This window comes from Synechococcus sp. BS56D, from assembly GCF_004332405.1.
GTDB lineage: Bacteria > Cyanobacteriota > Cyanobacteriia > PCC-6307 > Cyanobiaceae > Synechococcus_C.
This window is the reverse complement of record NZ_PHQU01000002.1, coordinates 139,418-164,909: the sequence shown is the minus strand read 5'-3', so window position 1 is coordinate 164,909 and position 25,492 is coordinate 139,418. Positions and strand designations below refer to the sequence as shown.

Below are 25,492 nucleotides of genomic sequence, written 5' to 3'. Positions count from 1 at the left end.
GTTGCGCCGCTAACGGTTTGCTAACGGTTGGTCCGTTGTGACTGGGTTTTCGGTCGGTCGGTGCCGTTGCTAACGGTATGCTAACGCCTTGCCCTTCCCCTAAACCCCGCTCCACCACTCAAAAATCTAAACACGGTCGCATCAACGCCGACTACACCACTTGATCCCAGTCGCGGCTGCCAGGATGGACCTGTGAATTGGACGCTTTCCCCTTGGCCAAGGAGTCCACGTCCCAGGCTGCACCTGAGCGGCCGACGCGACCCCGCTTCTGGGTGGGTCCGCTCGTGGCAGGCGCTTGTTTTGCCCTGGGCTACGGCATCACCCAACGCATCATCGTGATGCAGGGTGCTTTGCAGCAGCCTCAACGTGAGGGGTTCGCAGCGCAGCCATTCCCTGGACAGACGCTTGAGGATCTGCGGAGACTCCACGGTGACGATCAGCAGGCATTGACTGCTGATGTGGCAGCCAAAGAGGCGGAGTTGGCTCGCCAGCGCGAAGCCGAGAAAGCTGCCCTGGAGGCGGAGCGCCTTGCTGCTGAAGCCAAGCGCAATGCAGAGCAGCAGGCTGCCCTTGGCCCGCTGCCAGAGCAGGCGCTGCCTGAGCCGGTCTGGGCGGAGCCCACTCCGGTGGTTCCCGCGCCTGTGCTGCCCAAGCCTGAGCCAGCGCGAGCTGTGGCTGAACCCGCCCCGGCTCAGGCCCAACCAGCGTCGCCCGCTCCTCTCGCTCCCTTCCCGGCGGCGCCGGTCGCTCCCCCGACCCCCTAGGCCGCTGGTTGGGGATCGCGCTTTCCGCCGGGAATCTGCCACAGTTTCAGCATCAGCTCTGTCGAGGTCATGCCCTCTCCTGATGCCCTGATCAGAGCCACCATGCACCGCCTGGCCGCTCGCCTCGGCCATGGTTTGGCGGAGGCGGCCGCTGAAGTGGCCGTGATCGCCCAGGACGCACCTGAGCGGCTGCGCAGAGAATGGGATCTTTTTCAAGACGAGGTGCGGGCGGAAGCGGAACGACTGGATGCCGATGAGAAGGAGCCGTCTGACCCCGCACAGCCCGCAGGCCCCGTTGGGGATGTGGATCCCCAGCAGCAGATTGATGGCCTCCGTGCGCGGGTTGCGGAGCTCAGTCGCTTGATGGAGGAGACACCCTGATGGGGGCTCCGGCGCTTCCTATGCCCCTGCGCAGTGTGCTGCGTGCCTTGCGCATCTGGCGTGCAGTGCTCACGCTCATCGTTCTGCTCTGGTGGGATGGTTGCGCCTGGACCTATCCCGGCGGTTGCAACGCCGAACGGCGTCAGGCCCGTCAGCAGCAACGTGCCCGCTGGCTGACGGCTGAACTGCTCGCCCTTGGCTCGGCCTTCATCAAGCTCGGTCAGCTGCTTTCGGCCCGGCCCGATGTGCTTCCAGCGGGTTGGGTGTCCGAATTGGCTGATCTTCAGGACCGGGTGCCTGCCTTTTCGTTTGACCGGGCCCAGGCGGTGCTGGAGGACGAGCTCGGAGCCCGTTGCGCCGAGATCATCGATCTGGATCAGCAGCCCCTCGGAGCTGCCTCCTTGGCCCAGGTGCATCGCGCCAGCCTGCGAAGCGGTCGGCAGGTGGTGCTGAAAATTCAGCGCCCGGGGCTCGAACGCCTGTTTCGCCTTGATCTGGAGGTGATGCAGCAGGTGGCTGCCGTTCTGCAGCGGCATCCCAGTTGGGGCCGGGGCCGCGATTGGGTCGCGATCGCCCAGGAATGCAGAAGAGTGTTGTTGCGGGAACTGGACTTCCGCTTGGAGGCTCAGCATGCCGCCCGCTTCCGGCAGCAGTTTCTCGATGAGCCACGCATCCGGGTGCCCGGGGTGATCTGGGAGCTGAGCAGCCGTCGGGTGCTTTGCCTGGATTATTTGCCGGGAATCAAGGTCAATGATCGCCCTGCCCTTGTTGCCGCAGGGATCGAGCCTTCGTCTGTGGCTGAAATCGGAGCGGCCAGTTATCTGCAGCAACTGGTGCGCTTTGGCTTCTTCCATGCCGATCCCCATCCCGGCAACCTCGCTGTCGCCAGTGACGGCGCCCTGATCTATTACGACTTCGGGATGATGGGGCTGCTCTCCGATGGCCTACGTCGGCGGCTGGGTGCCATGGTTCGTGCGGCGGCCTCAAGGGATGCGGCGGCTCTGGTCAGTGAGATGCAGGCCGCCGGGGTGATCGCCCGTGATGTGGACATCGGGCCGGTTAGGCGTCTGGTGCGGTTGATGTTGCAGGAGGCGCTCACGCCTCCATTCAGCGCCAATGTGATCGACAAGCTTTCGGGAGATCTCTACGAGCTGGTGTATGGCCAGCCCTTCCGGCTGCCGGTGGAATTGATTTTTGTGATGCGGGCCCTCTCCACGTTCGAAGGCGTCGGACGCAGCCTCGATCCCGCATTTAGCCTGGTGGCGATTGCCAAGCCCTACCTCCTTCCCTTGATGGCTTCCAGCGGATCCGGACCCAACGATCTCTTTAATGAACTGGGCCGACAGGTGGGAGCGCTGAGCAGCCGCGCTGCAGGGATCCCCCGCCGGCTTGACGAGAGCCTGGAGCGCCTTGAGCAAGGGGATTTGCAACTGCAGATCCGGATGGGCGAATCCGACCGTCAGTTCCGGCGCATGGTGACGGCACAACACGCGGTCGGACAATCCGTGCTGTTGGGCTCGTTGGCCCTGGCAGCTGCGCTGCTGGGTGCGGGACCTCGGCCTTTGTGGGCCCTGCTGCCTGTGGCGGCAGGAGTTCCTGTAGGCATGGGCTGGCTCAAGCTGCAACTCAAGCTCCGTCGGGATGGACGGATTGAGCAGCTTGGCCAGAACGGTCCCTGAGCCTCAGCCCCGGCCGCGGGGACCTTGGCCAACGGCACCGGCATAAACGGCTTGGCTACCAAGCTCATCTTCAATGCGGAGCAGCTGGTTGTATTTGGCGACCCGTTCGCTGCGGCTCAAGGAGCCGGTTTTGATCTGACCGGCGCGGGTGGCGACGGAGAGATCAGCAATGGTGGTGTCTTCGGTTTCACCGCTGCGGTGGCTGATCACGCTGGTGTAACCGCTGCGGCCCGCGAGATCGATCGCCTGCAGGGTTTCGGTCAGGGTGCCGATCTGATTCACCTTGATCAGGATCGAATTCGCTGTGCTGGCATCGATGCCTTGCTGAAGGCGCTGGCTGTTGGTCACGAACAGGTCATCACCCACGAGCTGCACACGGTTGCCCAGGCGTTCAGTCAGGTGCTTCCAGCCCTCCCAATCATCTTCCGCCAGTCCGTCCTCGATCGAAACGATCGGGAAGCGATTCACCAGCTGCTCGAGTTGATCGACCATCTCGGCACTGGTGTAGCTGCCGCCGCCAAAGGCGTAACGGCCATCGGCGAAGAACTCTGTGCTGGCCACGTCGAGGGCAAGCGCGATTTCCTCACCGGGCTTGTAGCCGGCTTTCTCAATGGCTTCCACCAGGATTTCGCCCGCTTCGGTGTTGCCCAGATCAGGGGCGAAGCCGCCTTCATCGCCCACGGAGGTGCTCAGGCCACGGTCCTTGAGCAGGCCCTTGAGGGTATGGAACACCTCAGTGCCCATGCGCAGGGCTTCGCGGAAGCTGGGAGCACCGTGGGGCACCAGCATGAATTCTTGGAAATCAAGGCTGTTGGTCGCATGGGCGCCGCCGTTGATCACGTTCATCAGGGGCACCGGCAGCAGGGTGGCCATCGGTCCGCCCAGGTAGCGGTAGAGCGGAAGCCCCACGCCGTTGGCAGCTGCACGGGCCGTGGCCATGCTCACCGCCAGGATGGCGTTGGCGCCCAGGTTGGATTTGTTGGCGCTGCCGTCGAGTTCGAGCATGGCTGCATCGATGCTCGCCTGGTCGAGGGCAGACAGTCCGCAGAGAGCGGGCGCGATCCGATCCTCGATGTGGTCCACCGCCTGGGTGACACCCTTGCCCATGTAGCGGCTGCCGCCATCACGCAGTTCATGGGCCTCGTGGGCGCCGGTGCTGGCGCCACTGGGAACGATCGCCCGACCGCTGGCGCCTCCCTCGAGCAGCACTTCCGCTTCCACGGTGGGGTTGCCGCGGGAATCGAGCACCTCCCTGGCAACGATGGTGTCAATGACGAGGTCGAGGGAATCGAACACGTGCCGTCGTTCAAAGTTCCGAGGATCCTATGGGTCGCCCCCTGACCCTCCTTTGTGTGCTTTGGCACCATGCTTGGAGAGACCCGGGGATTGACGCAGATGCGCATGTTGCACACCATGCTCCGGGTAGGGGATCTGGAGCGCTCCTTGAGCTTCTACACCGAGGTGCTGGGAATGCGTCTTCTGCGTCGCAAGGAGTACCCCTCGGGCCGTTTCACCCTGGCGTTTGTGGGTTACGGCGATGAGAGTGAGCACACGGTGCTCGAGCTGACGCACAACTGGGATACCGATCATTACGAGCTCGGTGACGCTTATGGCCATATCGCCCTCGGGGTGGAGGACATCCGGGCCACCTGCGCGGCCATCGCTGGCAAAGGGGGACGGGTGGTGCGTGAACCCGGTCCGATGAAGCACGGCAGCACGGTGATCGCCTTTGTGGAGGATCCCGATGGATACAAGGTGGAGCTGATCGAGCTCTCCTCCAAGGCGGCTGCTTAACGCCACTCCTTCACGCCATTGCCTAACGCCACTGCCTAACGCAACTGCCTAACGCCAAAAGGGTGACGATGACTTCCGAGATGCGTTCCGCCACAGATCCACCGGCCAGCCTCACCATGGAGCCCGATCGCTTCAGCGACGAGGCCTGGGATCTGCTGCTGGCTGGGCAGGATCTGGCCCGCCGTTGGCGCCATGCCGAGTTGGATGTGGAGCATTTGCTCCAGGTGTTGTTCAGCGACCGTCGCTTCATGGAGACGGTGCGGGCCTTGCCGCTCGATGTCCCGGGGCTGATGGATCGACTGGAGGCCTTCCTCGCCGACCAACCCATGGCTCGGGGAGACGATCTCTTTATTGGAGAAGATCTCGAGGAGCTCTTGGAGGCGGCGGACCGCTCTCGCGCCCTCTGGGGATCCCGCCAGATCGAGCTCTCCCATCTGCTGATCGCGATCGGACGTGATCCACGCATCGGGGCTGACCTCTTCGACAGTGCAGGCCTCCCGGCCGATCGCCTCGAGTCGGAGCTACGTCGTTGGTCGCCAGGGTCGGCGGTGGTCCCCACCGTCTCCGCTGAGCGTTCTGCTCAGCCAAGGTCATCGGCTGAACGACAAGCTTCGGCGGCACAGAAACCGTCTGCTTTTCAACAACAGTCCGTTGTTCCTCAACCGCCGATTGCACCACCACAGTCCGCGGCACCTCGCCAGGTGCCGATGGAGTCGATTGCTGAGCCCCCGGCATCTGAGCTGCCCGCTGAACCCTCAGCATTGGAGCTCTATGGACGGGATCTGACGGCGGCGGCGGAGGCCGGTCAGTTGGATCCGGTGATCGGTCGCGATGGGGAGATCCGGCGCTTGATCAAGGTCCTGTCCCGACGGGGCAAGAACAATCCGGTGCTGATTGGTGCTCCTGGGGTGGGCAAGACCGCGATTGCTGAACTGCTGGCCCAGCGGATCGTTGCCGGTGAGGTGCCCGACTCGCTGTTGGGTCTGCGGCTGGTCGCCCTGGATGTGGGCGCCTTGATTGCGGGTGCCAAGTTCCGCGGCCAGTTTGAGGAGCGCTTGCGCTCGGTGTTGGCGGAGGTCAGTGATCCCGAGGCGGGAGTGGTGCTGTTCATCGATGAACTGCACACGGTGGTCAGCAGCGACCGCTCCAGTGCCGACGCAGGCAGTTTGCTCAAACCAGCCCTCGCCCGGGGTGATCTGCGTTGTATTGCTGCCACCACGACGGAGGACTATCGGCGCACGGTGGAGAAGGATCCGGCCTTGAGTCGACGCTTTCAGCAGGTGCCGATCCTTGAGCCTTCGATCGAGCTCAGCATCGAGATTCTGCGCGGCCTGAAGGAGCGCTATGAGCTGCACCATGGCGTGACGATCACCGATGAAGCACTCACGGCGGCGGCCCGTTTGGCGGATCGCTACATCAGTGATCGCTGTCTGCCGGATAAAGCCATCGACCTCATTGATGAGGCGGCCGCCCAGCTCAAAATGGATGTGACCTCCAAGCCTCAGGTGGTGGAGGATGCCGAGTCGGAGCTGCGCCGGGTGGAGCTGGCGCTGTTGTCGGCTGAGCAGGCACCGGAGGCTGAGCGAGTTCAGCTGCAGCGATCCCGTCTGGAGGCTGCGTCTCGTCTGGAGGATCTGCGTCAGCGTTGGCAGGCGGAGCGGGATCAATTGGCGGAGCTGCGTCAGCTCCTGCAGGACGATGAGGATCTGCGCCATGCCATCGCCGAAGCCGAGCGGAACGCTGATCTCGAGGAAGCCGCCCGTTTGGAATACGACCAGCTCCATCGCGTGCAGCAGCGCCGCCGCGATCTGGAGCAGGTGCTGATTTCGGCTCAGGCGGAGGGCAGGGCTCTGCTGAGGGAGCAGGTGGAGGCTGCTGACATCGCTGATGTGGTGGCCCGCTGGACCGGGATCCCTGTCCAGCGCCTGCTGGCGGGCGAGCGCCAGAAGCTGCTGGAGCTTGAGAACCACCTCGCCCAGCGTGTGATTGGTCAGCCCGAAGCGGTGCAGGCGGTGGCAGCGGCGATCCGACGCGCCCGGGCCGGCATGAAGGACCCGCGTCGCCCAGTGGGGTCCTTTCTCTTCCTCGGACCCACAGGGGTGGGCAAGACCGAGCTCGCTAAGGCCTTGGCAGCCCTGCTCTTTGACGAGGAGGAGTCGCTGGTGCGCCTTGATATGAGTGAATTCATGGAGCGCAACGCAGTGGCCCGCCTGCTTGGAGCTCCTCCCGGCTATGTGGGCTATGAGGAAGGTGGTCAGCTCACCGAGGCCGTCCGTCGGCGCCCCTACGCGCTCTTACTGCTCGATGAGGTGGAGAAGGCGCACCCCGATGTCTTCAACGTCCTGCTGCAGGTGCTGGATGACGGGCGTCTCACGGATTCCCAGGGGCGCACCGTCGATTTTCGCCACACGGTGGTGGTCATGACCAGCAACCTGGCCAGTCGCGCCATTCTGGATCGGGCCCGTCAGGGGCAGCAGCCGGAGGCCGATGTCGCGGCGCTCGACCAGGCTCTCGCCGCCCAGGTGGATGAGGCCCTGTCGCGCCAGTTCAGGCCGGAATTCCTCAACCGGATTGATGAGGTGATCCGCTTCCGGCCCCTGGCGATCGACGATCTTGAGCGGATCGTGCATCTACAGCTCGCTGAGCTGGACCAACTGATTCGGGAGCAGGACCTGGAGCTGCGCGTTGACCCAGCCGTTGTGCGAGCCCTGGCGGAGCAGGGCTTTGAACCGGAGTACGGAGCGCGGCCCCTGCGCCGGGTGCTGCGGCGACAGTTGGAAAATCCTCTGGCTACGGAACTTTTGGAGGATCGCTTCCGCGGTGCCAAGGCGGTGAAGGTCGCTCCCGGCGCGACGGCATTGGACCCGTTCCGCTTCGAACCTCAAACCTGAGCCGATCAGGCATCCGGTAAGGTGTCTGTTTGCCGGCAGGTGCTGACAGCACCGGTGTCAGCTCCGGCCCCCGATCCGTGACCACCCCCACTTCCGAGGACACCACCGCGAGCCAGCCCCAAGCTCCCTCTGATGAGGGGCGAAAGGGTGGCTTTCTGGCGGCCGCGTTTGAGGAGCTCAAGCTGGTGGTCTGGCCGAGTCGTCAGCAGCTCTTCAGCGAATCGATCGCTGTGATTTTGATGGTCAGTCTGTCTGCTGCGGCCATCGCTGCACTCAGTCGTTTTTACGGCTGGGCTGCTTCTCAGGTGTTCCGTTGAGGCGTCGTCGGTTCCGTTGTCGGACCCTTGATTGCCCCCGTCGTTTTCCCTCCTCCTCCTTCGCCCGTGTCTGACGTCGACCTCACAGCTGATACCTCCGAGGTGCTGGATCTGCCAGCACCGAATGAGGGTGAAGAGGGGACGGCTTCGGCCGCGGCTCGCACCAGCGTGGCCCGGTGGTACGCGGTTCAGGTGGCCTCGAGCTGTGAAAAGAAGGTGAAAGCAACGCTGGAACAGCGCGCTGTCACCCTCGGCGTCAGCTCTCGCATCCTTGAGATTGAAATTCCCGAAACCCCTGCGGTGAAGGTGAAGAAGGACGGCAGCCGTCAGTCCACCGAGGAGAAAGTTTTCCCTGGCTACGTGCTGGTGCGCATGGTGCTGGACGAGGACACGATGATGGCGGTCCGCAGCACCCCAAACGTCATCAATTTCGTGGGTGCAGAAGATCGGCGTGCCACCGGTAAGGCTCGCGGCCACATCAAGCCCCGGCCCCTTAGCCGTCAGGAGGTCGACCGCATCTTCAAGCGGGCGGCTGAGAAGAAGACCGTCGTCAAGGTCGATCTCACCGAGGGTGACCAAATCCTGGTGACCGCCGGTCCGTTCAAAGACTTCCAGGGTGAGGTGATCGAAGTGGCAGGGGAGCGCAGCAAGCTCAAGGCTCTGCTGTCGATCTTTGGCCGGGAAACCCCGGTCGAGCTCGAGTTCTCTCAGGTGAGCAAGCAGAACTGATCAGCGGCGGCCGTCTCCCTGCGGAGGGCGGCCTGAGGGGTGGTTCGCTACTCCGCCGCATCTGTCCCGAGGGCCAGGTGATCCGCAGATGTCCAACTCCTGTAGCCGATGGCCAAGAAAGTCGTAGCTGTGATCAAGCTGGCCCTTCAGGCCGGCAAAGCCAACCCTGCACCGCCGGTGGGTCCTGCCCTCGGTCAGCACGGGGTCAACATCATGGCGTTCTGCAAGGAGTACAACGCCCGCACTCAGGACAAGGCCGGTTATGTGATTCCGGTGGAGATTTCGGTCTTCGAGGACCGCAGTTTCACCTTCATCACCAAGACGCCTCCGGCGTCTGTGTTGATCACTAAGGCCGCTGGAATCGACAAGGGTTCCGGTCAGTCCGCCAAGGGCAGCGTTGGCTCCATCAGCCGTGCCCAGCTCGAGGAGATTGCGAAGACCAAGCTGCCTGACCTCAACTGCACCAGCGTTGAGTCGGCCATGCGCATCATCGAAGGCACCGCCCGCAACATGGGCGTCGCCATCAGCGACTGACGCGCTGCTCAACTCCGCACCTCAAGCTTCACTGTTCCCATTACCGGGGGAGACCGATTGGTCGCCTGCACCCCATCCCTGTCATGCCAAAACTTTCCAAGCGTCTGGCCAGCCTCGTCACGAAGATCGAGGACCGGGCCTATGAACCCCTTGAAGCGATTCAGCTGATCAAGGAGAACGCCACCGCCAAATTCGACGAAACGATGGAGGCCCATGTGCGCCTCGGCATCGATCCCAAGTACACCGATCAGCAGCTGCGCACCACCGTCGCGCTGCCGAATGGCACCGGTCAGACCGTGCGTATTGCAGTGGTGACCCGCGGTGAAAAGGTCGCCGAAGCCAAGGCTGCTGGCGCTGAGCTTGCTGGTGATGACGATCTCGTTGATTCCATCGCCAAGGGCGAGATGAACTTCGATCTCCTGATCGCCACCCCCGACATGATGCCCAAGGTGGCGAAACTCGGTCGCGTGCTTGGCCCCCGTGGCCTGATGCCTAACCCCAAGGCCGGCACTGTGACGACTGACCTTGCAGGTGCCATCAAGGAATTCAAGGCCGGCAAACTCGAGTTCCGTGCCGATCGCACCGGCATCGTGCATGTGCGTTTCGGTAAAGCAAGCTTCACGGCCGATGCTCTGCTGGAGAACCTCAAGACGCTTCAGGAGACCATTGATCGCAACAAGCCCAGTGGTGCCAAGGGCCGTTACTGGAAGAGCTTGTATGTGACCTCCACCATGGGCCCCTCGGTGCAGGTGGACTATTCCGCTCTCCAGGACATCAAGCAGGAGGGGTAAGCCCCCTCGTTGATGTAAATTGTTGAGCTGGCGAAAGCCAGACGGGCACGCGCCCGGCCATAGACAGCGGGTGAACCACTCGATCGTTCTTAACGAGCATTCGAGCGATTCGTAAATCCTGCCGAGGCAGACGCGACGGTTTTTTGTCCCCTCGGGGATTGGATCGACACGCGGCCTCCGCTTCTTCGGAAGTGTTGATCGGCCGCGTGCCCAGCTTGTTCCCCTCGATCCGATCCAATTCCTATGGGCCGCACGCTGGAGAGCAAGCAACAGATCGTCGAAGAGCTCAAGCAGCTCCTCGGTGAGTCCGAAATGGCACTGGTCCTGGATTACCAGGGTCTTTCCATCAAGGAGATGTCTGATCTGCGGACCCGTCTGCAGGCCAGCAACGGTGTATGCAAGGTGACCAAAAACACCTTGATGCGTCGTGCCATTGATGGTGACAGTGCCTGGTCAAATCTCGACGCTCTTCTGAGCGGCACCAATGCCTTCGTTCTGGTTAAGGGCGATGTCGGTGGTGCTGTAAAGGCCGTTCAGGCCTTCCAGAAGGAGACCAAGAAATCCGAGACCAAGGGCGGCCTCTTCGAAGGCAAGCTCCTGTCCACGGACGAGATCAAAGCCATCGGTGACCTCCCCTCCAAGGAGGTGCTCATGGCCCAGATCGCCGGTGCGATCAATGCTGTGGCCACCAAGGTGGCTGTTGGCATCAACGAGGTTCCCTCCGGTCTTGCTCGGGCGCTCAAGCAGCACGCCGAATCCGGCGACAGCTGATCGTCTTCGACCCGACTGTTTTTTTGATCTGTTGCTGATTCCCACCCATGTCTGCAAAAACCGACGAAATTCTCGAATCGCTGAAAACTCTTTCGCTGCTTGAAGCTTCCGAGCTTGTCAAGCAGATCGAAGAGGCCTTCGGTGTGTCCGCTGCCGCATCTGCTGGTGTGGTGATGGCCGCTCCTGGCGCTGCCGCCGGTGGCGGTGGTGAAGCCGCCGAAGAGAAGACCGAATTTGATGTTGTGCTGGAAAGCTTCGATGCTTCCGCCAAGATCAAGGTCCTCAAGGCTGTCCGTGAAGCCACTGGCCTCGGCCTTGGCGACGCGAAGGCCATGGTTGAAGCTGCTCCTAAGGCCATCAAAGAAGGTGTGTCCAAGGATGAAGCTGAAGCCCTCAAGAAGGCCATCGAAGAGGCCGGCGGCAAGGTCACCCTCAAGTGATCGCAAGGGGGTCTTCCCCCCTGTCGTTTTCACAGCCGGTCCCTTGGGGCCGGCTTTTTGATGACTGAATCAAGGGCAAAAAAAAGCCCCGCCGAAGGCGGAGCTTTGAGTGGAACGCATTACAGGAGTCTGTCCTTGTTTCGACCCTGAAGAGGCGCTCGGCACTCCTCACACTCAGCGAAGTTAATTCGGAGAAGGATGCTGCGCTGCTGTGATCGTGCGCTCTTTCAACTGTCTGATTGCAAGCTGCGGCGATTGGATCCGCTCAAGGCCTGTAAGGAATCACCTCCAGGCGAACCGGGCCACGTCCGGCCAGGCTGCTGATTCTCGGCGCCTCAGGCGCCGAAGGTTGGCCCAGTCTGTGGAAGCCACCGGTTGTGTCGCTCTCCCCTGCCAGGGCCAGAAGTCGGTTCGTGGGTGAGGGATTGGCGAAATACACGTGGCTGAGGGTGCGCCCCTGGTAGGCCCGTCGCTCTAGAGCCCAGCCAGGTTCAAGGTTCAGTTTCACAAAGGCATTGCGATCGCGGCGGTAGCGGCTGGCGCGTGCCACTGGAATCGGCCCCCCCCGATCCGGGTCGATGGCCAACAGCACCAAGCCATTGCGATCGTCCTCAATCCGCAGTCGGAAGCGTTTGTCCATGTCTTCGCCACCGGCCCTCAGGGAGTAGCCGTTGCTGTCGAGGTAGCGGCTGCAGATCCCCGAGAAATCGAAGTCATTCAGGGATGGGTTCACCAGACCGTCGCGGCGCTCTTCCCAGCAGAGAGGGCGTTTCTGGATCTGTTCCAGCACTAGCAGTTTCCAGCTGTTGCGTCCCACCGCCTGCGCCAGTACGGCAAAGCGCTCCTGATTGAGGGGCTGGCTGTCGAAGAGTCCCGCCGCTAGCAGCGGCAATCCACTCAGGCTGAGCAGCAGTCCGGCCACCAGGCTTCCGGGGTAGGTTCGCGGCATGGCGGGGAACTCCTGGGTGGGAACGCAATCCGTGTTGTACCGAACCTTTTGCATCGAAACCAATGGCTGACAAGGCCGATCGCGACGCTCGCGGCCGGGTGGTGGCAGCGGCCACCGATGGGGCCTGCAGCGGGAACCCCGGCCCGGGGGGCTGGGGAGCGCTGTTGCGCTTTGAGGACGGCAGTGTGGAGGAATTCGGCGGTTCAGATCCGGCCACCACGAACAATCGGATGGAGTTGCAGGCGGCTCTGGCTGTGCTGGAGCGGCTCAAGGAGTTGCCCCGCCACCCTGATCTGCGCTTGCGCACCGACAGCAAATATCTGATTGATGGGCTTGGCTCTTGGATGGCCGGCTGGAAACGCAAGGGCTGGAAGACCGCTGCTGGTAAACCCGTGCTCAATCAGGATCTCTGGCAGGCCCTGGATCGCGCCCGGCTGCCGGATGTGCCCCTGGCCTACGTGAAAGGGCACAGCGGCGACCCCGATAACGACCGCGTGGATCAGATCGCCGTGGCCTTCTCCCGAGGAGAGCGTCCTGTGCTCGGCGCGTCGGGACCAGCTCCTACTGCAGGTGCTTCTGCCCCAGCGGCCTTGGAGGAGGCCCCGGCCCCAGCCTCATTGCAGCGACTGCTCAGTCGCCTGGAGCTTGCTGATCGTCTCGCCCAGGGCGGCTATGGCCTCACAGCGGTGGAGCTGGCCCAGCTGGTGGAGCAGCCCCTGGCCCGACTCCAGGATCGGGATGGTCCCTGGCGATGGCGCGACTGGTGGGTGGAGCCCCTCGAGGAGGGGCGCCTCTGGCGCTTGCAACGTGCCGAGGCAGGATCAGAACAGAACTAAGGGGGCCAATGGCCGAGCCGTTCTCTACGGGAGGCTTCTACCAACGTTGGTTGGGTCCCTTGCTTGCCCGCGATGAGGGCGTGGATGCGGAGCAGTTGAGCCGATCGGCGCTGCTGGCTCTTGGGCAAGCCAGTTTGCGTCGCAACTGGCCAGGGGTCTCCACCGTGCTGCAGGGGGTTGCGGCCGAACTGCAACGGCGCGATCTGCGCCTGGAGCAGGTGCTGTTTGGCTGTCGCTTCGCCAATCCGGTGGGCCTGGCGGCCGGGTTCGATAAAAACGGTGTGGCCGCTGGGCTCTGGGATCGCTTCGGGTTTGGATTTGCGGAGGTGGGCACGGTCACTTGGCATCGCCAGCCCGGTAATCCCCGCCCGCGGTTGTTCCGGCTAGCGGCGGAACGGGCTGCTCTCAACCGGATGGGTTTCAATAACGATGGGGCGGAGGCGATGCTCCGCACCTTGGAGCGCCAGGCCCTGGCGGCACCAGGTCAGCGTCCGGCGGTGCTCGGCATCAATCTGGGCAAATCGAAGGTCACCCCCCTCGAGCTTGCTCCCGATGACTACGCCTCCTCGCTGGAGCTGCTGGCCCCCTTGGCTGACTATGCGGTGATCAACGTGAGTTCACCGAACACTCCTGGCTTACGGGAGCTCCAGGATTCGGTGCAGCTGCGTCGGCTGGTGGAGCGCCTGCGTCGCTTGCCGGCCTGTCCACCCTTGCTGGTCAAGATCGCCCCAGACCTCGAAGACGATGCGATTGATGGCATCGCACGCCTTGCTTACGAGGAAGGACTGGCGGGGGTGATCGCCGTGAACACCAGCCTGGACCGTCTCGGCCTGGAGCAGCGCTTGCTTCCCCAGACTGGACGCAGCCTGGCGGAGGAGGCCGGAGGCCTCAGCGGTGCGCCCCTGCGCCATCGTGCTCTGGAGGTGATGCGGCGCCTGCGGGCCACCGCCGGGCCTGCTCTGCCCCTGATCGGGGTGGGTGGCATCGATTCCCCAGAGGCGGCCTGGGCGCGGATCACGGCCGGGGCTTCTCTAGTGCAGCTCTACACCGGTTGGATTTTTGAGGGTCCTGATCTGGTGCCACGCATTTTGGAGGGCCTCCTGCAGCAGCTGGATCGTCATGGCTTCCGGCATCTCCGTGAGGCGGTCGGCAGCGGCGTGCCCTGGATTTAGTCGATACCGTGCCGTTAAAGGCCTCCTCGGATCTTGGAGCTGGGAGCACTGATCGAGCGCGTTCCCGCTTTGGAGCGGGCCCAGGCCGGATGGCGGGCGCTGATGGCGCGCCAGGCGGTGTGGCTGGCACCAGCTTCGGATCAGTTGGAATTGATGTGGTGGCAGCAGGATGCCTGGTGCCATCGAGCGGCCAACTTGCCGGCGGACATCTGTCGAGATGGCCTGCCGCTGCAACGGGAGGCTCTGGCGGAGTTCATCGCTGATCTGCTGCTGGAGAGCGGCCTGCCCCCCACAGTTGTGGATCTGCACCTGATGCTGCCCCTGGAGGCAGGCCAGTGGCGCCTCTTGGTGCCGCCTGCTGCTGGGTGCCTTGGCAGCAGTGATGATCTGCGCGCGCTTCAGCCCGAGCTCGGCTGGCCTTTTCCTCTTGCAGAGGCCTACCTCGCGCTGGAGTCTCCGGAGGCAGCCGGAGGCGAGCAGGTGCTGGTGGGTACCGAGCGGATGCTGCTGCAGGCCTGGGTGGCGGTGATCGAGGTGGCTGATCTGCGCCTGCAACAGGTGGATTGGTTGCTGGCGGCCGCCCGTCGGCAACTGGTGGTCCGGTTAGGGGAGGCTGGCGGGGATCTGGTCTGGCTTCTGCAGCAGGGCCGCGGCTGGCGGTTGCTGCTCCTGCGCCATGGCCTGCCGGAGCTCGATCGTTACTTGCCTGCTGGGGCTGAGCTGGAGCGTCAGGTGCAGCAGCTGTTGGCGGCCTGGCAGCACCAGGGGGGAGCCTCGACGCAGCCCGCTCGCTGGTGGATCACTGCCCCCCAGGAGGCCCGGCAGCAGCAGCTGGCCTGGTGCCCAATGGCTGAAGGGGAGGGGCAGCCATCGTTGCTGGCACTGGCATTGCCAGACCAGGCCCCGATCACCGCGGCGGCGTCATCCATCGACCTGCTGCAGGAACGGCGCCAGGAGCTTGGCCTGGCGGGTGCTGAGGCCGGCGAGCTGCCGACCCGGCCGCTGCTGCTGCGGGGATCGCTGGTCGGTGGAGGTGTGCTGCTGTTGACGCTGCTGCTGCTGGGAGCGATGGGGTGGCGTGAGGCTGAGCAGGCCCGTGCCTTGGCGGCATTGCTGCCGGTGGAAGCACGGGTGACTGCGGCAGAGAGTCGACTGCGCCGGATGCGCGCCCGCACAGCGGCGCTGCGCAAGGACAACACCCGTCTTGCGGAACAGCTGGTGGCGGTGCGTTCCGGATCGGCCCTGCTGGAGCAACTGCGCCGGGTGACCCCTGGGGGCGTGCAACTGCAGTCGGTGCGGGTGCAGGGGGACGCGATCCAGATCTCAGGGGAGGTGGCCGCCGCCATGGCCCCAGGGCCGTTGGAGCGCATCAATGCGTTGGTGCTGGCTCTGGCAGCTCTTCCGATGAGCGCAGCCGATGGGGTCGAGGTGGTCAAGATCACGCGCCCCGACGCCGACAAGGAGCGGCCGGCAGCGCTGACGTTCTCGCTCCGCTGGACCCTGGACCCGGCGGCCCGGCCGTCCCTGGCGGAGCTCGAGGCGCTCGGCGCTGATGGCCTGGCGGCCCGCTATCGCTTGCTGCAACAGGCAGGGGTGGCGCTGTGACCAACCTCAGCTCGACTCAACCCACCTGGAGCAGACGCATCAGCCGGGAGCGTCTGCTGCTGGGGGCGCCGATTGTGCTGGGGGGGCTGGTGGCTCTCGGTTTGCTGGCGCTGGATGGCTGGCCCCGTTGGCAGCGGCTGAATGTCCAGCAAAGGCGCCTCGGGGAGCTGGAGGCGAAGCAGGCGAGCTTGCCACTGTTGGAGGGGCAGCTGGCCAAGACGGAGGAGCAGGAACGCTCCATGCAGGAGCAGCAGGCATTGCTGGTGAAGCTGCTGGCCGGCAAGGGCCAGATTCAGACTTTCCTGGCCCAGCTCAGCCGGATTGCTATGGCCACCGGTGTGACGATCGAGCTTTACGAACCGGTTCCGCCGGCCGCTCTCGAGGCCGGCAAGGGGAAGCCGGCTAAGACGAAAGCTGCCAACGGCAAGGACACAGGCGCGGCCAAGGCCCCCAAGGATCCGCTCGCCGCCCGGGGCTACGAGGCCACCAGCGTGCTGCTGCAGCTGCGGGGTTCGTATCAGGCGGTTCAAGCGTTTCTGCGTCGAATGGAGGCGCTGGAATTGCTGGTGCAGTCCAGCGATCTGGAGATCCGTGGTGTGGAGGTGGAGCGCTCTGATGCCAAGAAGGCAACGGCCTCTGCTCCGGTGCTCACCCAGTTGAAGTTGCGGCTCAGTTTTTATGACCAGCGGCCGGAAGCCGCACCTGATTCTTCGCTCGGGGGCAGCGCTGATGGACGTCCGCCCGCCTGAACTTTGAGGCTGGCTCCAGCTGGATGCGCTCGATACCATCCGGCCATCTTCGATAGCGATTCTGCGCATGGGTGCCTCGAGATGTCTGACGCCAATGGCTTTGGCGTTGGTGCTCGGGGGGGCAGCCGCGGATCTCTCCGGATTTGGTTTACAGCAAGGACGTTCGGCTGCGCTTGCCCAGGGCCAGGTCCTGAGGTTGACCCTGCAGCGCCGCAGCGATGCCCTTGATGTGGTGATTGAGGGGGTCGGCGCTCAGCCTGTCCTGCAGCAGCGCCAGAACGGCTCGAGCTGGGAAGGGCGTCTGCGCACTCAGGGGAGTCGGGCGCTCGATTCGGGTGGGCAGCGGCTCTCATTGCCCGAGCTGGGCATTGAAACGGTGAGCCTGAGCGGCTCGGGCGATCAGTTCGAGCTCCTGGTCAGGCGTCTTCCTGGTCAGGCTGTGCAGGATCCGGTGGTCAGTGCCGATGGCCGCAATCTGGTTCTCACTTTCAACGGCCTTGGCACGCCGCAGTTGCAGAGCGGCCGATTCGATCTCAACACCCCCGGTCGGGTGCCTCAGCCCCGCTATGCGCCGCCCCTTCGTCCTCGTGCCGTGGCACCGCCACTGGGGGACATGGCGGTGGGCACGATGGTGCTGCAGAACCGCAGTTTCGTGAATGTGAGCGGTCCGCCGGTGACGCTGACCCTCAACAATGCCCCCGCCAAAGATGCCCTCATGGCCTTGGCTCGTCTGGGGGGGTATGGATTCGTGTATGTGGGGGAGGAAGGGGGCGCTCCTGCGAGTTCCGGGACGGCTGGGGCCGGAATCGCTGGCGGTCGACCGGTCTCGATGGCTTTTCAGGGGGAGAGTTATGCCCGAGCTCTCAATGGCGTTCTGCTGGCTTCTGGCTTACAGGGAAAACTGGACGGCCGCACATTGTTGGTTGGCAGCAGCGCTGCGTCCAAGACATTTGGCCCCCAGATGTCAAAAGTAGTGCGACTGAATCAAGTGACAGCTGAATCAGCAGCCAAATATCTGGGAAATCTTGGCGCCACTTACAACCTCACGAATACGAAGACCACCACCTCGGGGGAACCGTCCGCTGCAAATACAGCTCAGCTCAGCACTCAGACCTCTCAGACCAAGACCACCACGCTCAATAGTGAGAGTTTTGGCGCTTCCTCTGGACCGCTTCTGGGCCTTGTTGTGACAACGGATTCCCGTTTGCAGACGGTCACGATGGTGGGGGACTCACAGCTTGTTGCTGTCGCTGAGGGCTACCTCAAGCAGATCGATCTGCGTCAGCGTCAGGTCGCTTTAAACGTGCGGATCCTTGATATTTCACTGACTAATGATTCTCAGATCAATAACAGCTTCGCCTTCCGGTCTGGAAATGCATTCATCGTGAGTGATCAGGGAAAGCTGTTGGCCAATTTCGGCGCCTATAAGCCGCCTGGGAGTGCGCAAGGGGGATTGCCTGGTACATACACAGCCCAGGAAGGCACAACGCCGGTGCCAGGCACTGGCGTGATTAATGAAGAAAAAGGATTTATTGATAAGCCGCAGGCCGCTTATCCGCTGCCAGGGTCTTCGACGACCATCGGTGGGCCCTACCGTCCAAGTTTTGGTACCTATCAAAATCCTTTGCAACCAGGAGTCACAGAGACTCGAGACGGAGAAATTACTTATGAGTCTCCAACTCGCTTCCAGTACCCCACCAATCAGTTCTTTGATTTCCTCGTTGCTCAGATTCAGTCTTCATCCACTAAGGTGTTGGCCAGTCCAACGCTGATTATTCAGGAGGGAGATGAATCCGCTCAAGGCTCGGATTCTGCGAAGATCTCATCTGATGGCAAGGTTGGCCGCGAGCGTTCCAATGAAGCCCTTGTGTCTGTGGGGACGCAGTTAGTGACTTCCTATGAGGTCAAGCAGGACATCAATGGCAATAATTTCTGTCAGCCTGTCTTCAGTAATGCCGGGCTGACGTTTGGAGCGAGGGTTGACAGAATTGATGATAATGGATTCATTACATTCGCTTTGTCTCCGGAGATCTCTGCTGCGGTCGGTAGGCCTGAGCAAGTTGCCAACTGTGGATCGATCAATGTCATTAATAGTCGGTCTCTGGATACTGGAAAGATCCGTGTGCGCGACGGTCAGACTTTGATTCTTACTGGTGTGATTTCGGATGAGGATGTGCAAACAGTCACCAAGTGGCCGATTCTCGGAGATATGCCGTTGATTGGGCAGTTCTTCCGAAGTTCCGGAGGTAATCGCAGAAAAAATGAGCTGGTTATCTTGGTCACCCCTCGCATCATTGATGATGAATTGGGTGGTACCTATGGCTACGGGTACAAGCCCAGCCTGCCCGCTGCGAGGCAGGTTCTTAGTGGCTCCTGAGCGGAACGGAAAGGTCTGAGTGCCTAGAGCCCAAGTCCCAGAGGGATTAGGGCTTTCATGGCCAGTGGGGCGAGCACCTGAGCGGCCCCCGCCATGCCGCTCAGGATTTGACCTCCCCAGCCGTTGCCGGATGGTTGATCGGTCCTCTCAGTTCTGCGTTTCTGCACGGCAACGGCTGCTTTCTGGAGTTGTTCTGCAATGGCAGGGTTGCCGGCTTGTTGAAACAGTGTTCCTGCATAGAGGAAGTCCCTGGCCGCAAGCTCATCCTTGGCCTGTTCGCTTCGGCTGATTCCCCGTGCCACCCAGCTCAGGGCTTCGTCCGGTTGACGGGCGATCGCCTCGTTGAATAGCTCCTCGGCCTGAGGCCAGCGCCCTGCAAGAGCGGCATTCACCCCCGCGTTGTGCAGTGCCGCGTGGCTGCGAGCTTCGGTGGTGATGGTTTTCGCCCCCTGCCAGTGGGCCTCTTCCAGCGCATTGGCGCCCAGCCTCGCTCCGGCGAGATCGGCATCGCGTAGATCGGTGCCATACAGCCTTGCCCCTTCAAGATTGGCGCCCCGTAATGAGGCGCCGCGCAGGCTGGTGAAGCTCAGGTCAGCGCCGCTGAGATCAGCACCATCGAGACGTGCCTGGCCCAGATTGGCGCGTTGCAGCCGGGCGCCTTGCAGGTCGGCGTCCCTGAGGTCGGCGTGCACTAGATCAGCATCCGCGAGGCGGCAGTTGGGGCATTGCCGGGTCTGCAGCAGTTTCAGCAGAGCTTCGCTGTCACCTGCAATCACCCCGGGAGCTCCTGCAACGGCTGTGCCGATCCAGATTCCTAGCAGCCAGCCGCGATCCAGCTTCATCACAGAAGAGAAGGGAGGGACTCCTGGGTTGTATCGGGGCTGTCCGTCGGCGTCGACCGTTCTGTCATGGGCAGGATGGAGCGAAAGCAGCTGGCGTCTGGTGTGAGCAGCGGACCACCTCCCCATGGCGGCAACCTGATCCAGGAGGCGCAGCGGTTTGGGCTGAATCCAGGGCGGGTTCTTGACGCCAGCGCCTCACTGGTGCCGTTTTCTCCACCCCGCCGACTGCGACAGGCCCTTGCTGAGGCCATGCGCAGCAGTGCCCTGCGTGACTATCCCGATCGCCGTCAAACCGCCCTTCGTGAAGCGATCGCTGCCTGGCATGGCGTCCCACCAGAGCAGGTGTTGCCAGGTAACGGTGCTGCTGAGCTCTTCACCTGGGTGGCCCGTGATGCGGCCGCGCTCGGGCTCAGTGCTCTGCCCCAGCCGGGTTTCGCTGATTACGCCCGAGCCCTGCGTTGCTGGGACGCCGGCAGTGTGTCTGTGTCGCTACCGCTCGCCTGGCCTGATCAGAGCGATCCCCATCCTTGGCCATACGCACCGGACTCGCTGGCGAATGCATCCGTTGTCTGGATCACCAACCCCCACAACCCCACAGGTCAGCTCTGGAGCCGCGCGTCCCTGGAGCCGCTTCTGGCTCGTTATCGCCTGGTGATCTGCGATGAAGCTTTTCTGCCCTTGGTGCCCAACGGCGAACAGCAGACCTTGATACCGCTTGTGGCGGATTACCCCAACCTGGTGGTGATCCGCAGCCTCACCAAGCTGTTCGCGGTGGCGGGATTGCGCCTGGGTTATGCGATTGCTGCGCCGGAGCGGCTGCAGCGTTGGAGTGCCTGGCGTGATCCCTGGCCAGTGAATGGTCTTGCCTTGGCCGCTGGGTCCGCTGTGATGGCCGATCCCTCGGGGCTCAGCCGTTGGCAGCAGCGCGTGCAGCGCTGGGTGAGCTGTGAGGGTGCCTGGCTGCACGGGCAGCTCCGATGCCTGCCCGGCCTGGACCCTCGTCCTTCCCATGCCAACTACGTCCTGGTTGAGGGTGCTGCGTCGTTGCTGGCGCTGCGGGAAGGCCTGGCGCGTCGCGGTGTGCTGTTGCGCGACTGTCGTTCGTTTGCAGGTCTAGGGGAGCGTTGGTTACGGATTGGCCTGCAGGATCGACGCGGAAACCGCCGGATTGTGCGGGCGTTGCGTGATCAGCTCGCGCTTCAGCCTTTGATCTGAGCACCGCAGCAACCAGCCTGCTGTCAACGCAGCTGCCTCATCAACACCTCCACCAGTCGCTGCTCGGCATCGCGCACCTCCAGCCGTTCCATCCCCTCAGCAAGCTTGATCAGGGGGTCAACGGCGGGATCACAGCCCCGCAGGCGTGGTCCAAGCAGCCGCCAGAGGCAGTCGGCTAGGGCGTGATGCTCCGGCTCGTGCTGATGCACGATCACGGCCCCGCCGAGGGCAGCGGCGCAGGCCGCATTGGCATCTTGGTGCTGGTCTGCTGCCTGGGGAAAGGGCACGAGCACCGTGGGGGAGTGGCACACCGCAAGTTCGCTCAGGCTTCCGGCGCCGGCCCTGCTGATCACCAGATCGGCATGTTGCAGCAACGCGGGGATTGCATCGCTGAAGGGCTGTTCCACCAGGGAGGGGTGCTGGAGGCTTCCCGATTCCGGATCGCTGCTGCCGCTCAGGTGCACCACGCGGCACCCTGCCGTCAGCAACCTTGGGAGCACCGCCCTCACCATGCGATTCAGGCCTACGGCTCCTTGGCTGCCGCCCATCACCACCAGGAGCGGGCCAGGACCTTGGGGGACCCAGTCCGGCAAGGTCTGGCGGGAGAGAAACTCCTTGCGTACCGGTGTGCCGGTGACGAGGGCCCGGCAGCCCGGAATGCGCTCAGCTGCCGCAGGCAGACCGACGGCCACCTGGGTGCAGAAGCGTCCGAGCAGCCGAGTGACCCGGCCGGGGATCGCATTGGATTCGTGCAGCACCACCGGCACCCCACACCAGCGGGCCGCAAGGATCGCAGGTGCGGCGATGTAGCCCCCGGTGGTGAAAACCACGCGGATTCGCTGGCGGCGGATCAGGCGCCGAACGGCGCCACTGGCGGCCAGCAGCTGCACCAGTTGCAGCAGTTTGCGCAGCCCCCGTCCCTGTAGGCCGCCCGCCCGTACGGTCTCCAGTCCATAGCGCTCCGGCACCAGGGTGGTTTCGAGCCGATCGGGCACCCCCAGCCAGCGCACCTGCCAGCTGTCCGGCAGGGCTTCGGCAACGGCCAGGGCGGGAAACAGATGACCGCCGGTGCCGCTGGCGGCGATCAGAAGCCGAGACATGGCAGCGGGCGGCGATCAAAAGGCGCCTTAACTTAAAGGCAGTGCCGACGAGGATCAGCCGCGTGTTCCGACCCGCTCTCACCGCCCTCTCGGCCCTGTTGTTGGCCAGTGGCTCCGCCCTGGCGGCAGGCACCACTCAGCCTGCAAGCCCAGCATCTGGTTTGGTGCAGCGTTTGCAGCAGGCCCTGAATGCTCCGCAGCAGAACGGGCTTGATGCCCTCTTGGCGCCGGAGCAGCAGGGGGTCATTGGCCGTCGCTATCGGCGTTTCGCTGCTGAGTTCCCTGATGCCCGCTGGAGCTTGCGGGCAGGGCAGCCCCTGGCTGATGGTCGCCCGACGTTGAGCGTGGCCGTGAGCGGCACCCGCGAAAAAGATGGCTTGCGTTACACGCTCAAGGCCAGCCAGCAACTGGCCGTTAGTACCCAGGGGGGCTTGATCACCGGCCAGGAGATCCTTCAGGAGGAGTCGGTGCTCACCAGTGCCAGCAAGCCCCTGCCCGTCAGCCTCCTGATCCCCGATGCGGTGCTAACCGGCAGTCGTTACGACGTGGATGTGGTGCTGGATCAGCCCCTCGGTGACGCTTTGCTCGCCGGTGGTCTGATCGGTTTGACCCCGACGCAGGTGGCCGAGCAGCAGAGTCCGGACATCCAGCTCGAGCCCCTGGGCGGTGGTGGTCTGTTCAAATCCGTGCAGGCTCCTTTCCAGCCCGGTTCTCAGACCTGGGCCGCCCTGGTGGTGCATCCGGAGGGGGTGATCACCGTGACCAAGCGGGTGCGGGTGGTGAACGACCGCAGCCAGCTCTGAACCCCTTCAGGCACGATTTTGTTACTTGAGCGTCTCTTTTTCGTGACGGCTTCGTGCTTCTTTCGTGTTTGTATTTCTGGGTAGGGCGCGGCGCAGCGCGGATACATCCGCATCGCCAAGTCCGTTGTCGATCAGTTCAGCTTCCTGGGCGCGCACGGCTGCCGTGATCGGCAGTTCCAGGCCGGTCGCCTGGGCGGCCTCCAGGGCAATCGAAAGATCCTTGTGGTGCAGAGCCAGCTTGAAGCCCAGTGGGTAGGTGTCGGCGAGCATCGCCCCGGAGCGGTGCTGCAGAGCCCACGATCCAGCCGCCCCGTGTTGCAGGGCGTTTACCACCTGCTCCATCGGCAGCTGCAGGTGCTGTCCCAGGGCGATCGCCTCAGCTACGGCGGCATAGCTGCCGGCCACCAGCACCTGGTTCACCGCTTTCACCTGTTGGCCGCTGCCGACGGCACCGAAATGGTGAATGGAGCCGCCGATCGCCTCCAAGACTGGCAGGGCTCGTTTCAGATCGGCGGCGCTGCCGCCACAGAGCACGGTGAGTGTGCCGGCTTTCGCTCCTTCCGTGCCGCCGGTGACCGGAGCATCGAGGTAGCGCACACCGCGCATCGCCAGGCGTTGCGCCATGGCCTGGGATGTGGCCGGGCTGATGGTGGAGCAGTCGATCACCAGGCTGCCGGTCGTCAGGGCCGGCCCAGCACCGTGCTCCCCCCAGAGCACGGCTTCCACAGCGGCGTCATCGCTTACGCAGAGCAGCAGGGCTCTGCAGCCCTGCACCGTTTCGGCGGGGGTGTCTGCACCTGGAGCGCCTTGAAGGGCGGGATCGCTCTCGGGGGTTCGGCTCCGGGTATGCACGTGCAGTTCGTAGCCCGCGCGCCGAAGGTTGATGGCCATCGGCAGCCCCAGGGCCCCCAGGCCGATGCAGGCGATAGGGGCCGGGGCCTGCAGGTCAGATTCAGTCATCGTTGGCTGCCGTTCCGGTCAGATCCTGCCCTGCCGATCGGCGCAGCATGAGCGGGTCCTCTTTCGGATGGATCCCATGGCTTTCACGACGCGTTGGCAGCAGGCTCAGCGGATGGCCTGTGCGGCCCTCACGGTCGCTGCCCTGCAACCAGGTCTGGCCTTGGCTGACCCAGAACCGGGGCGTCGCTGGTCGATCCACGAACAGAACGTCAAGGGGCTCACCGACAGCCAGAAACAGCAGTTGTTCCAGACCCGCCGCGACTGGGAGCTGCGCAGTTACGACCAACGCCTGGCCCTGTTGCGTTCGCAGCGGCGCTGTCTGGAGCAGGCGCGCACGCCCGAGGCCTTCGGCCGTTGCCAGCAGAACCAGCGCCAGGCCCGTCGGGTGCTTCATGCGCAGGGCCGACAGGTGATGAATGCGGAACGTCGCCGTCTGGGCCTGCCGCTGCGCCCTGATCACCAGGGCTGGCTCCGGACTGAGCAGCGTCAGCAAAAAGGCCGCTCCTGGTGGAACGGCCCGCGGGGGAGCTGAAGCTCCTGCTGTTTGATCAAGCAGCTTGTCAGCTCAAGCAGCTCATTGGCTCAAGCAGCCTCGTCGAGGGCGGCGACGCCGGGCAGCACCTTGCCTTCCAGCAGCTCGAGGCTGGCGCCACCGCCGGTGGAGATGTGGGACATCTTCTCGGCCAGGCCGGCCTTTTCCACTGCGGCCACGGAGTCACCGCCGCCGATGATCGTGCAGCAGCCTTTGCCGCTCAGTTCGGCCAGGGTCGTGGCAATGGCGTTAGTGCCAGCGGCGAACTTGTCGAACTCGAACACGCCCATGGGGCCATTCCAGATCACGGTCTGGCAGTCGGCCAGGGCCTCCTGGAACACCTTGATCGAATTGGGGCCGATGTCGAGGCCCATCCAACCGTCGGGGATGGCGTCGATCGCAGTCACCTGGCTGTTGGCATCGGGAGCGAAGTTATCCGCCAGCACCACATCGGTGGGCAGCAGCAGCTGCACGCCCTTGGCAGCGGCCTTGGCCTCCAGCTCCTTGGCAAGCTCCAACTTGTCGTCTTCCACGAGGCTCTTGCCCACTGCGAGGCCGCGGGCCTTGTAGAAGGTGAAGATCATGCCGCCGCCGATCAGCACCTTGTCGCACTTGTCGATCAGGGCTTCGAGCACGCCGATCTTGGAGCTCACCTTGGAGCCACCGACGATGGCAGCGAGGGGGCGCTTGGGCTCATCCACGGCACCCTGCAGGTATTGGAGCTCCTTCTCCATCAGGAAGCCGGCGACGGAAGGCTTCAGGAACTTGGTCACACCCTCGGTGGAGGCGTGAGCCCGGTGGGCGGCGCCGAAGGCGTCGTTCACATACACATCGGCCAGGCCAGCCAGGGATTCGGCGAAACCGGCTTCGTTCTTCTCTTCTTCAGCGAAGAAACGCACGTTCTCCAGCAGCACAACATCGCCATTGCCCATGGCGCCCACCTTGGCTTCGGCGTCGGGGCCGATGCAGCTCTCGGTCTTGACCACAGGCTTGCCCAGCAGCTCGCTCAGGCGTGCGGCCACGGGTGTCAGACGCATGGCATCGTTCACCTGGCCCTTCGGACGGCCGAAGTGAGCGGAAAGGATCACCTTGGCGCCCTTGCCGATCAGATCGTTGATGGTGGGCAGGGCAGCGCGGATGCGGGTGTCATCGGTGATGGCGCCGGCATCGTTGAGAGGCACGTTGAAGTCAACCCGCACAAGCACGCGTTTGCCGCTGAGGTCGGTGCCGGAGAGGCTGGCCAGGGAACGCTTCGCCATGG

At 63.6% G+C, this 25,492-nt stretch carries 25 protein-coding genes; 19 read left to right on the top strand and 6 right to left on the bottom strand.

Features of this window, described 5'->3' with window-relative positions; all coding sequences use genetic code 11:
• Window positions 1–212: 212 nt before the first annotated feature.
• The 3 genes from CWE17_RS03485 (at window position 213) to CWE17_RS03475 (ending at window position 2,824) form a co-directional block, all read left to right on the top strand.
• A complete protein-coding gene (locus tag CWE17_RS03485) occupies window positions 213–764 on the top strand; it encodes a hypothetical protein (RefSeq protein ID WP_131454979.1) in 552 nt (183 codons plus the stop codon).
• A gap of 69 nt (window positions 765–833) precedes the next feature.
• Entirely contained in the window at window positions 834–1,145 is a 312-nt protein-coding gene (locus CWE17_RS03480) for a hypothetical protein (protein WP_131454978.1), read from the top strand.
• Window positions 1,146–1,165: 20 nt separating this feature from the next.
• Window positions 1,166–2,824 (top strand): ABC1 kinase family protein, encoded by a 1,659-nt coding sequence (locus tag CWE17_RS03475; RefSeq protein WP_370318265.1) that lies wholly within the window; start codon window positions 1,166–1,168, stop codon window positions 2,822–2,824.
• A gap of 3 nt (window positions 2,825–2,827) precedes the next feature.
• Here CWE17_RS03475 and eno read toward each other — a convergent pair whose 3' ends face one another.
• The gene (gene eno / locus CWE17_RS03470; protein ID WP_131454976.1) at window positions 2,828–4,120 is read right to left on the bottom strand and encodes a phosphopyruvate hydratase; all 1,293 of its coding nucleotides are present in this window, start codon (window positions 4,118–4,120) and stop codon (window positions 2,828–2,830) included.
• A 99-nt stretch (window positions 4,121–4,219) separates the two neighbouring features.
• Here eno and gloA point away from each other — a divergent pair, with 99 nt between their 5' ends.
• The 8 genes from gloA to rplL all read left to right on the top strand — a co-directional run bounded on the left by gloA (window position 4,220) and on the right by rplL (window position 11,091).
• Window positions 4,220–4,618 (top strand): lactoylglutathione lyase, encoded by a 399-nt coding sequence (gene gloA / locus CWE17_RS03465; RefSeq protein ID WP_131454975.1) that lies wholly within the window; start codon window positions 4,220–4,222, stop codon window positions 4,616–4,618.
• Between the two features lie 68 nt (window positions 4,619–4,686).
• The gene (locus tag CWE17_RS03460; RefSeq protein ID WP_131454974.1) at window positions 4,687–7,509 is read left to right on the top strand and encodes an ATP-dependent Clp protease ATP-binding subunit; all 2,823 of its coding nucleotides are present in this window, start codon (window positions 4,687–4,689) and stop codon (window positions 7,507–7,509) included.
• 77 nt (window positions 7,510–7,586) lie between these two features.
• The gene (gene secE / locus CWE17_RS03455; RefSeq protein WP_131454973.1) at window positions 7,587–7,826 is read left to right on the top strand and encodes a preprotein translocase subunit SecE; all 240 of its coding nucleotides are present in this window, start codon (window positions 7,587–7,589) and stop codon (window positions 7,824–7,826) included.
• Between the two features lie 66 nt (window positions 7,827–7,892).
• Window positions 7,893–8,555 (top strand): transcription termination/antitermination protein NusG, encoded by a 663-nt coding sequence (gene nusG / locus CWE17_RS03450; protein WP_131454972.1) that lies wholly within the window; start codon window positions 7,893–7,895, stop codon window positions 8,553–8,555.
• Between the two features lie 108 nt (window positions 8,556–8,663).
• Window positions 8,664–9,089, top strand: a complete 426-nt coding sequence (rplK, locus tag CWE17_RS03445; RefSeq protein ID WP_131454971.1) for a 50S ribosomal protein L11 — start codon at window positions 8,664–8,666, stop codon at window positions 9,087–9,089.
• 83 nt (window positions 9,090–9,172) lie between these two features.
• Window positions 9,173–9,880 carry a 50S ribosomal protein L1 gene (gene rplA, locus CWE17_RS03440; protein ID WP_131454970.1) on the top strand — a complete coding sequence of 236 codons (708 nt, stop codon included), beginning with the start codon at window positions 9,173–9,175 and terminating at the stop codon, window positions 9,878–9,880.
• A gap of 243 nt (window positions 9,881–10,123) precedes the next feature.
• On the top strand, window positions 10,124–10,651 hold the full coding sequence (gene rplJ / locus CWE17_RS03435; RefSeq protein WP_131454969.1) for a 50S ribosomal protein L10: 528 nt from the start codon (window positions 10,124–10,126) through the stop codon (window positions 10,649–10,651).
• 47 nt (window positions 10,652–10,698) lie between these two features.
• Window positions 10,699–11,091, top strand: a complete 393-nt coding sequence (gene rplL, locus CWE17_RS03430; protein ID WP_131454968.1) for a 50S ribosomal protein L7/L12 — start codon at window positions 10,699–10,701, stop codon at window positions 11,089–11,091.
• Between the two features lie 265 nt (window positions 11,092–11,356).
• Here rplL and CWE17_RS03425 read toward each other — a convergent pair whose 3' ends face one another.
• A complete protein-coding gene (locus CWE17_RS03425; protein ID WP_131455212.1) occupies window positions 11,357–12,040 on the bottom strand; it encodes a DUF3747 domain-containing protein in 684 nt (227 codons plus the stop codon).
• A 62-nt stretch (window positions 12,041–12,102) separates the two neighbouring features.
• Between CWE17_RS03425 and CWE17_RS03420 the strand changes: the two genes are divergently transcribed.
• From CWE17_RS03420 to CWE17_RS03400, 5 genes are all read left to right on the top strand, one after another.
• The gene (locus tag CWE17_RS03420) at window positions 12,103–12,876 is read left to right on the top strand and encodes a ribonuclease H (protein WP_131454967.1); all 774 of its coding nucleotides are present in this window, start codon (window positions 12,103–12,105) and stop codon (window positions 12,874–12,876) included.
• An 8-nt stretch (window positions 12,877–12,884) separates the two neighbouring features.
• Window positions 12,885–14,048: a quinone-dependent dihydroorotate dehydrogenase gene (locus CWE17_RS03415; RefSeq protein ID WP_131454966.1), complete on the top strand. Its 1,164-nt coding sequence runs from the start codon at window positions 12,885–12,887 to the stop codon at window positions 14,046–14,048.
• Between the two features lie 33 nt (window positions 14,049–14,081).
• Window positions 14,082–15,653, top strand: coding sequence for a PilN domain-containing protein (locus tag CWE17_RS12355; protein ID WP_240789226.1), 1,572 nt, complete (start codon window positions 14,082–14,084; stop codon window positions 15,651–15,653).
• Window positions 15,650–16,402, top strand: coding sequence for a hypothetical protein (locus CWE17_RS03405; protein ID WP_131454965.1), 753 nt, complete (start codon window positions 15,650–15,652; stop codon window positions 16,400–16,402). Before CWE17_RS12355 ends, CWE17_RS03405 begins: the two co-directional genes overlap by 4 nt.
• A 67-nt stretch (window positions 16,403–16,469) precedes the next feature.
• Window positions 16,470–18,779: a type II secretion system protein GspD gene (locus CWE17_RS03400; RefSeq protein WP_131454964.1), complete on the top strand. Its 2,310-nt coding sequence runs from the start codon at window positions 16,470–16,472 to the stop codon at window positions 18,777–18,779.
• Between the two features lie 23 nt (window positions 18,780–18,802).
• On the opposite strand, the gene CWE17_RS03395 is transcribed toward CWE17_RS03400, so the two are convergent.
• Window positions 18,803–19,621, bottom strand: coding sequence for a pentapeptide repeat-containing protein (locus CWE17_RS03395; protein ID WP_131455210.1), 819 nt, complete (start codon window positions 19,619–19,621; stop codon window positions 18,803–18,805).
• 102 nt (window positions 19,622–19,723) lie between these two features.
• On the opposite strand from CWE17_RS03395, the gene CWE17_RS03390 reads away from it, so the two are divergent.
• Window positions 19,724–20,836 carry a histidinol-phosphate transaminase gene (locus tag CWE17_RS03390; RefSeq protein WP_131454963.1) on the top strand — a complete coding sequence of 371 codons (1,113 nt, stop codon included), beginning with the start codon at window positions 19,724–19,726 and terminating at the stop codon, window positions 20,834–20,836.
• 23 nt (window positions 20,837–20,859) lie between these two features.
• Here the strand turns inward: CWE17_RS03390 and CWE17_RS03385 are convergent, their stop codons facing one another.
• Window positions 20,860–21,936 (bottom strand): glycosyltransferase, encoded by a 1,077-nt coding sequence (locus CWE17_RS03385; protein WP_131454962.1) that lies wholly within the window; start codon window positions 21,934–21,936, stop codon window positions 20,860–20,862.
• A 62-nt stretch (window positions 21,937–21,998) separates the two neighbouring features.
• Between CWE17_RS03385 and CWE17_RS03380 the strand changes: the two genes are divergently transcribed.
• A complete protein-coding gene (locus CWE17_RS03380; RefSeq protein WP_131454961.1) occupies window positions 21,999–22,739 on the top strand; it encodes a hypothetical protein in 741 nt (246 codons plus the stop codon).
• 21 nt (window positions 22,740–22,760) lie between these two features.
• On the opposite strand, the gene CWE17_RS03375 is transcribed toward CWE17_RS03380, so the two are convergent.
• Entirely contained in the window at window positions 22,761–23,699 is a 939-nt protein-coding gene (locus CWE17_RS03375) for an NAD(P)-dependent oxidoreductase (protein ID WP_131454960.1), read from the bottom strand.
• Between the two features lie 76 nt (window positions 23,700–23,775).
• Here CWE17_RS03375 and CWE17_RS03370 point away from each other — a divergent pair, with 76 nt between their 5' ends.
• Window positions 23,776–24,231 carry a hypothetical protein gene (locus CWE17_RS03370; protein WP_131454959.1) on the top strand — a complete coding sequence of 152 codons (456 nt, stop codon included), beginning with the start codon at window positions 23,776–23,778 and terminating at the stop codon, window positions 24,229–24,231.
• Between the two features lie 50 nt (window positions 24,232–24,281).
• Here CWE17_RS03370 and pgk read toward each other — a convergent pair whose 3' ends face one another.
• Window positions 24,282–25,490 carry a phosphoglycerate kinase gene (pgk, locus tag CWE17_RS03365; RefSeq protein WP_131454958.1) on the bottom strand — a complete coding sequence of 403 codons (1,209 nt, stop codon included), beginning with the start codon at window positions 25,488–25,490 and terminating at the stop codon, window positions 24,282–24,284.
• Between the last annotated feature and the right edge of the window lie 2 nt (window positions 25,491–25,492).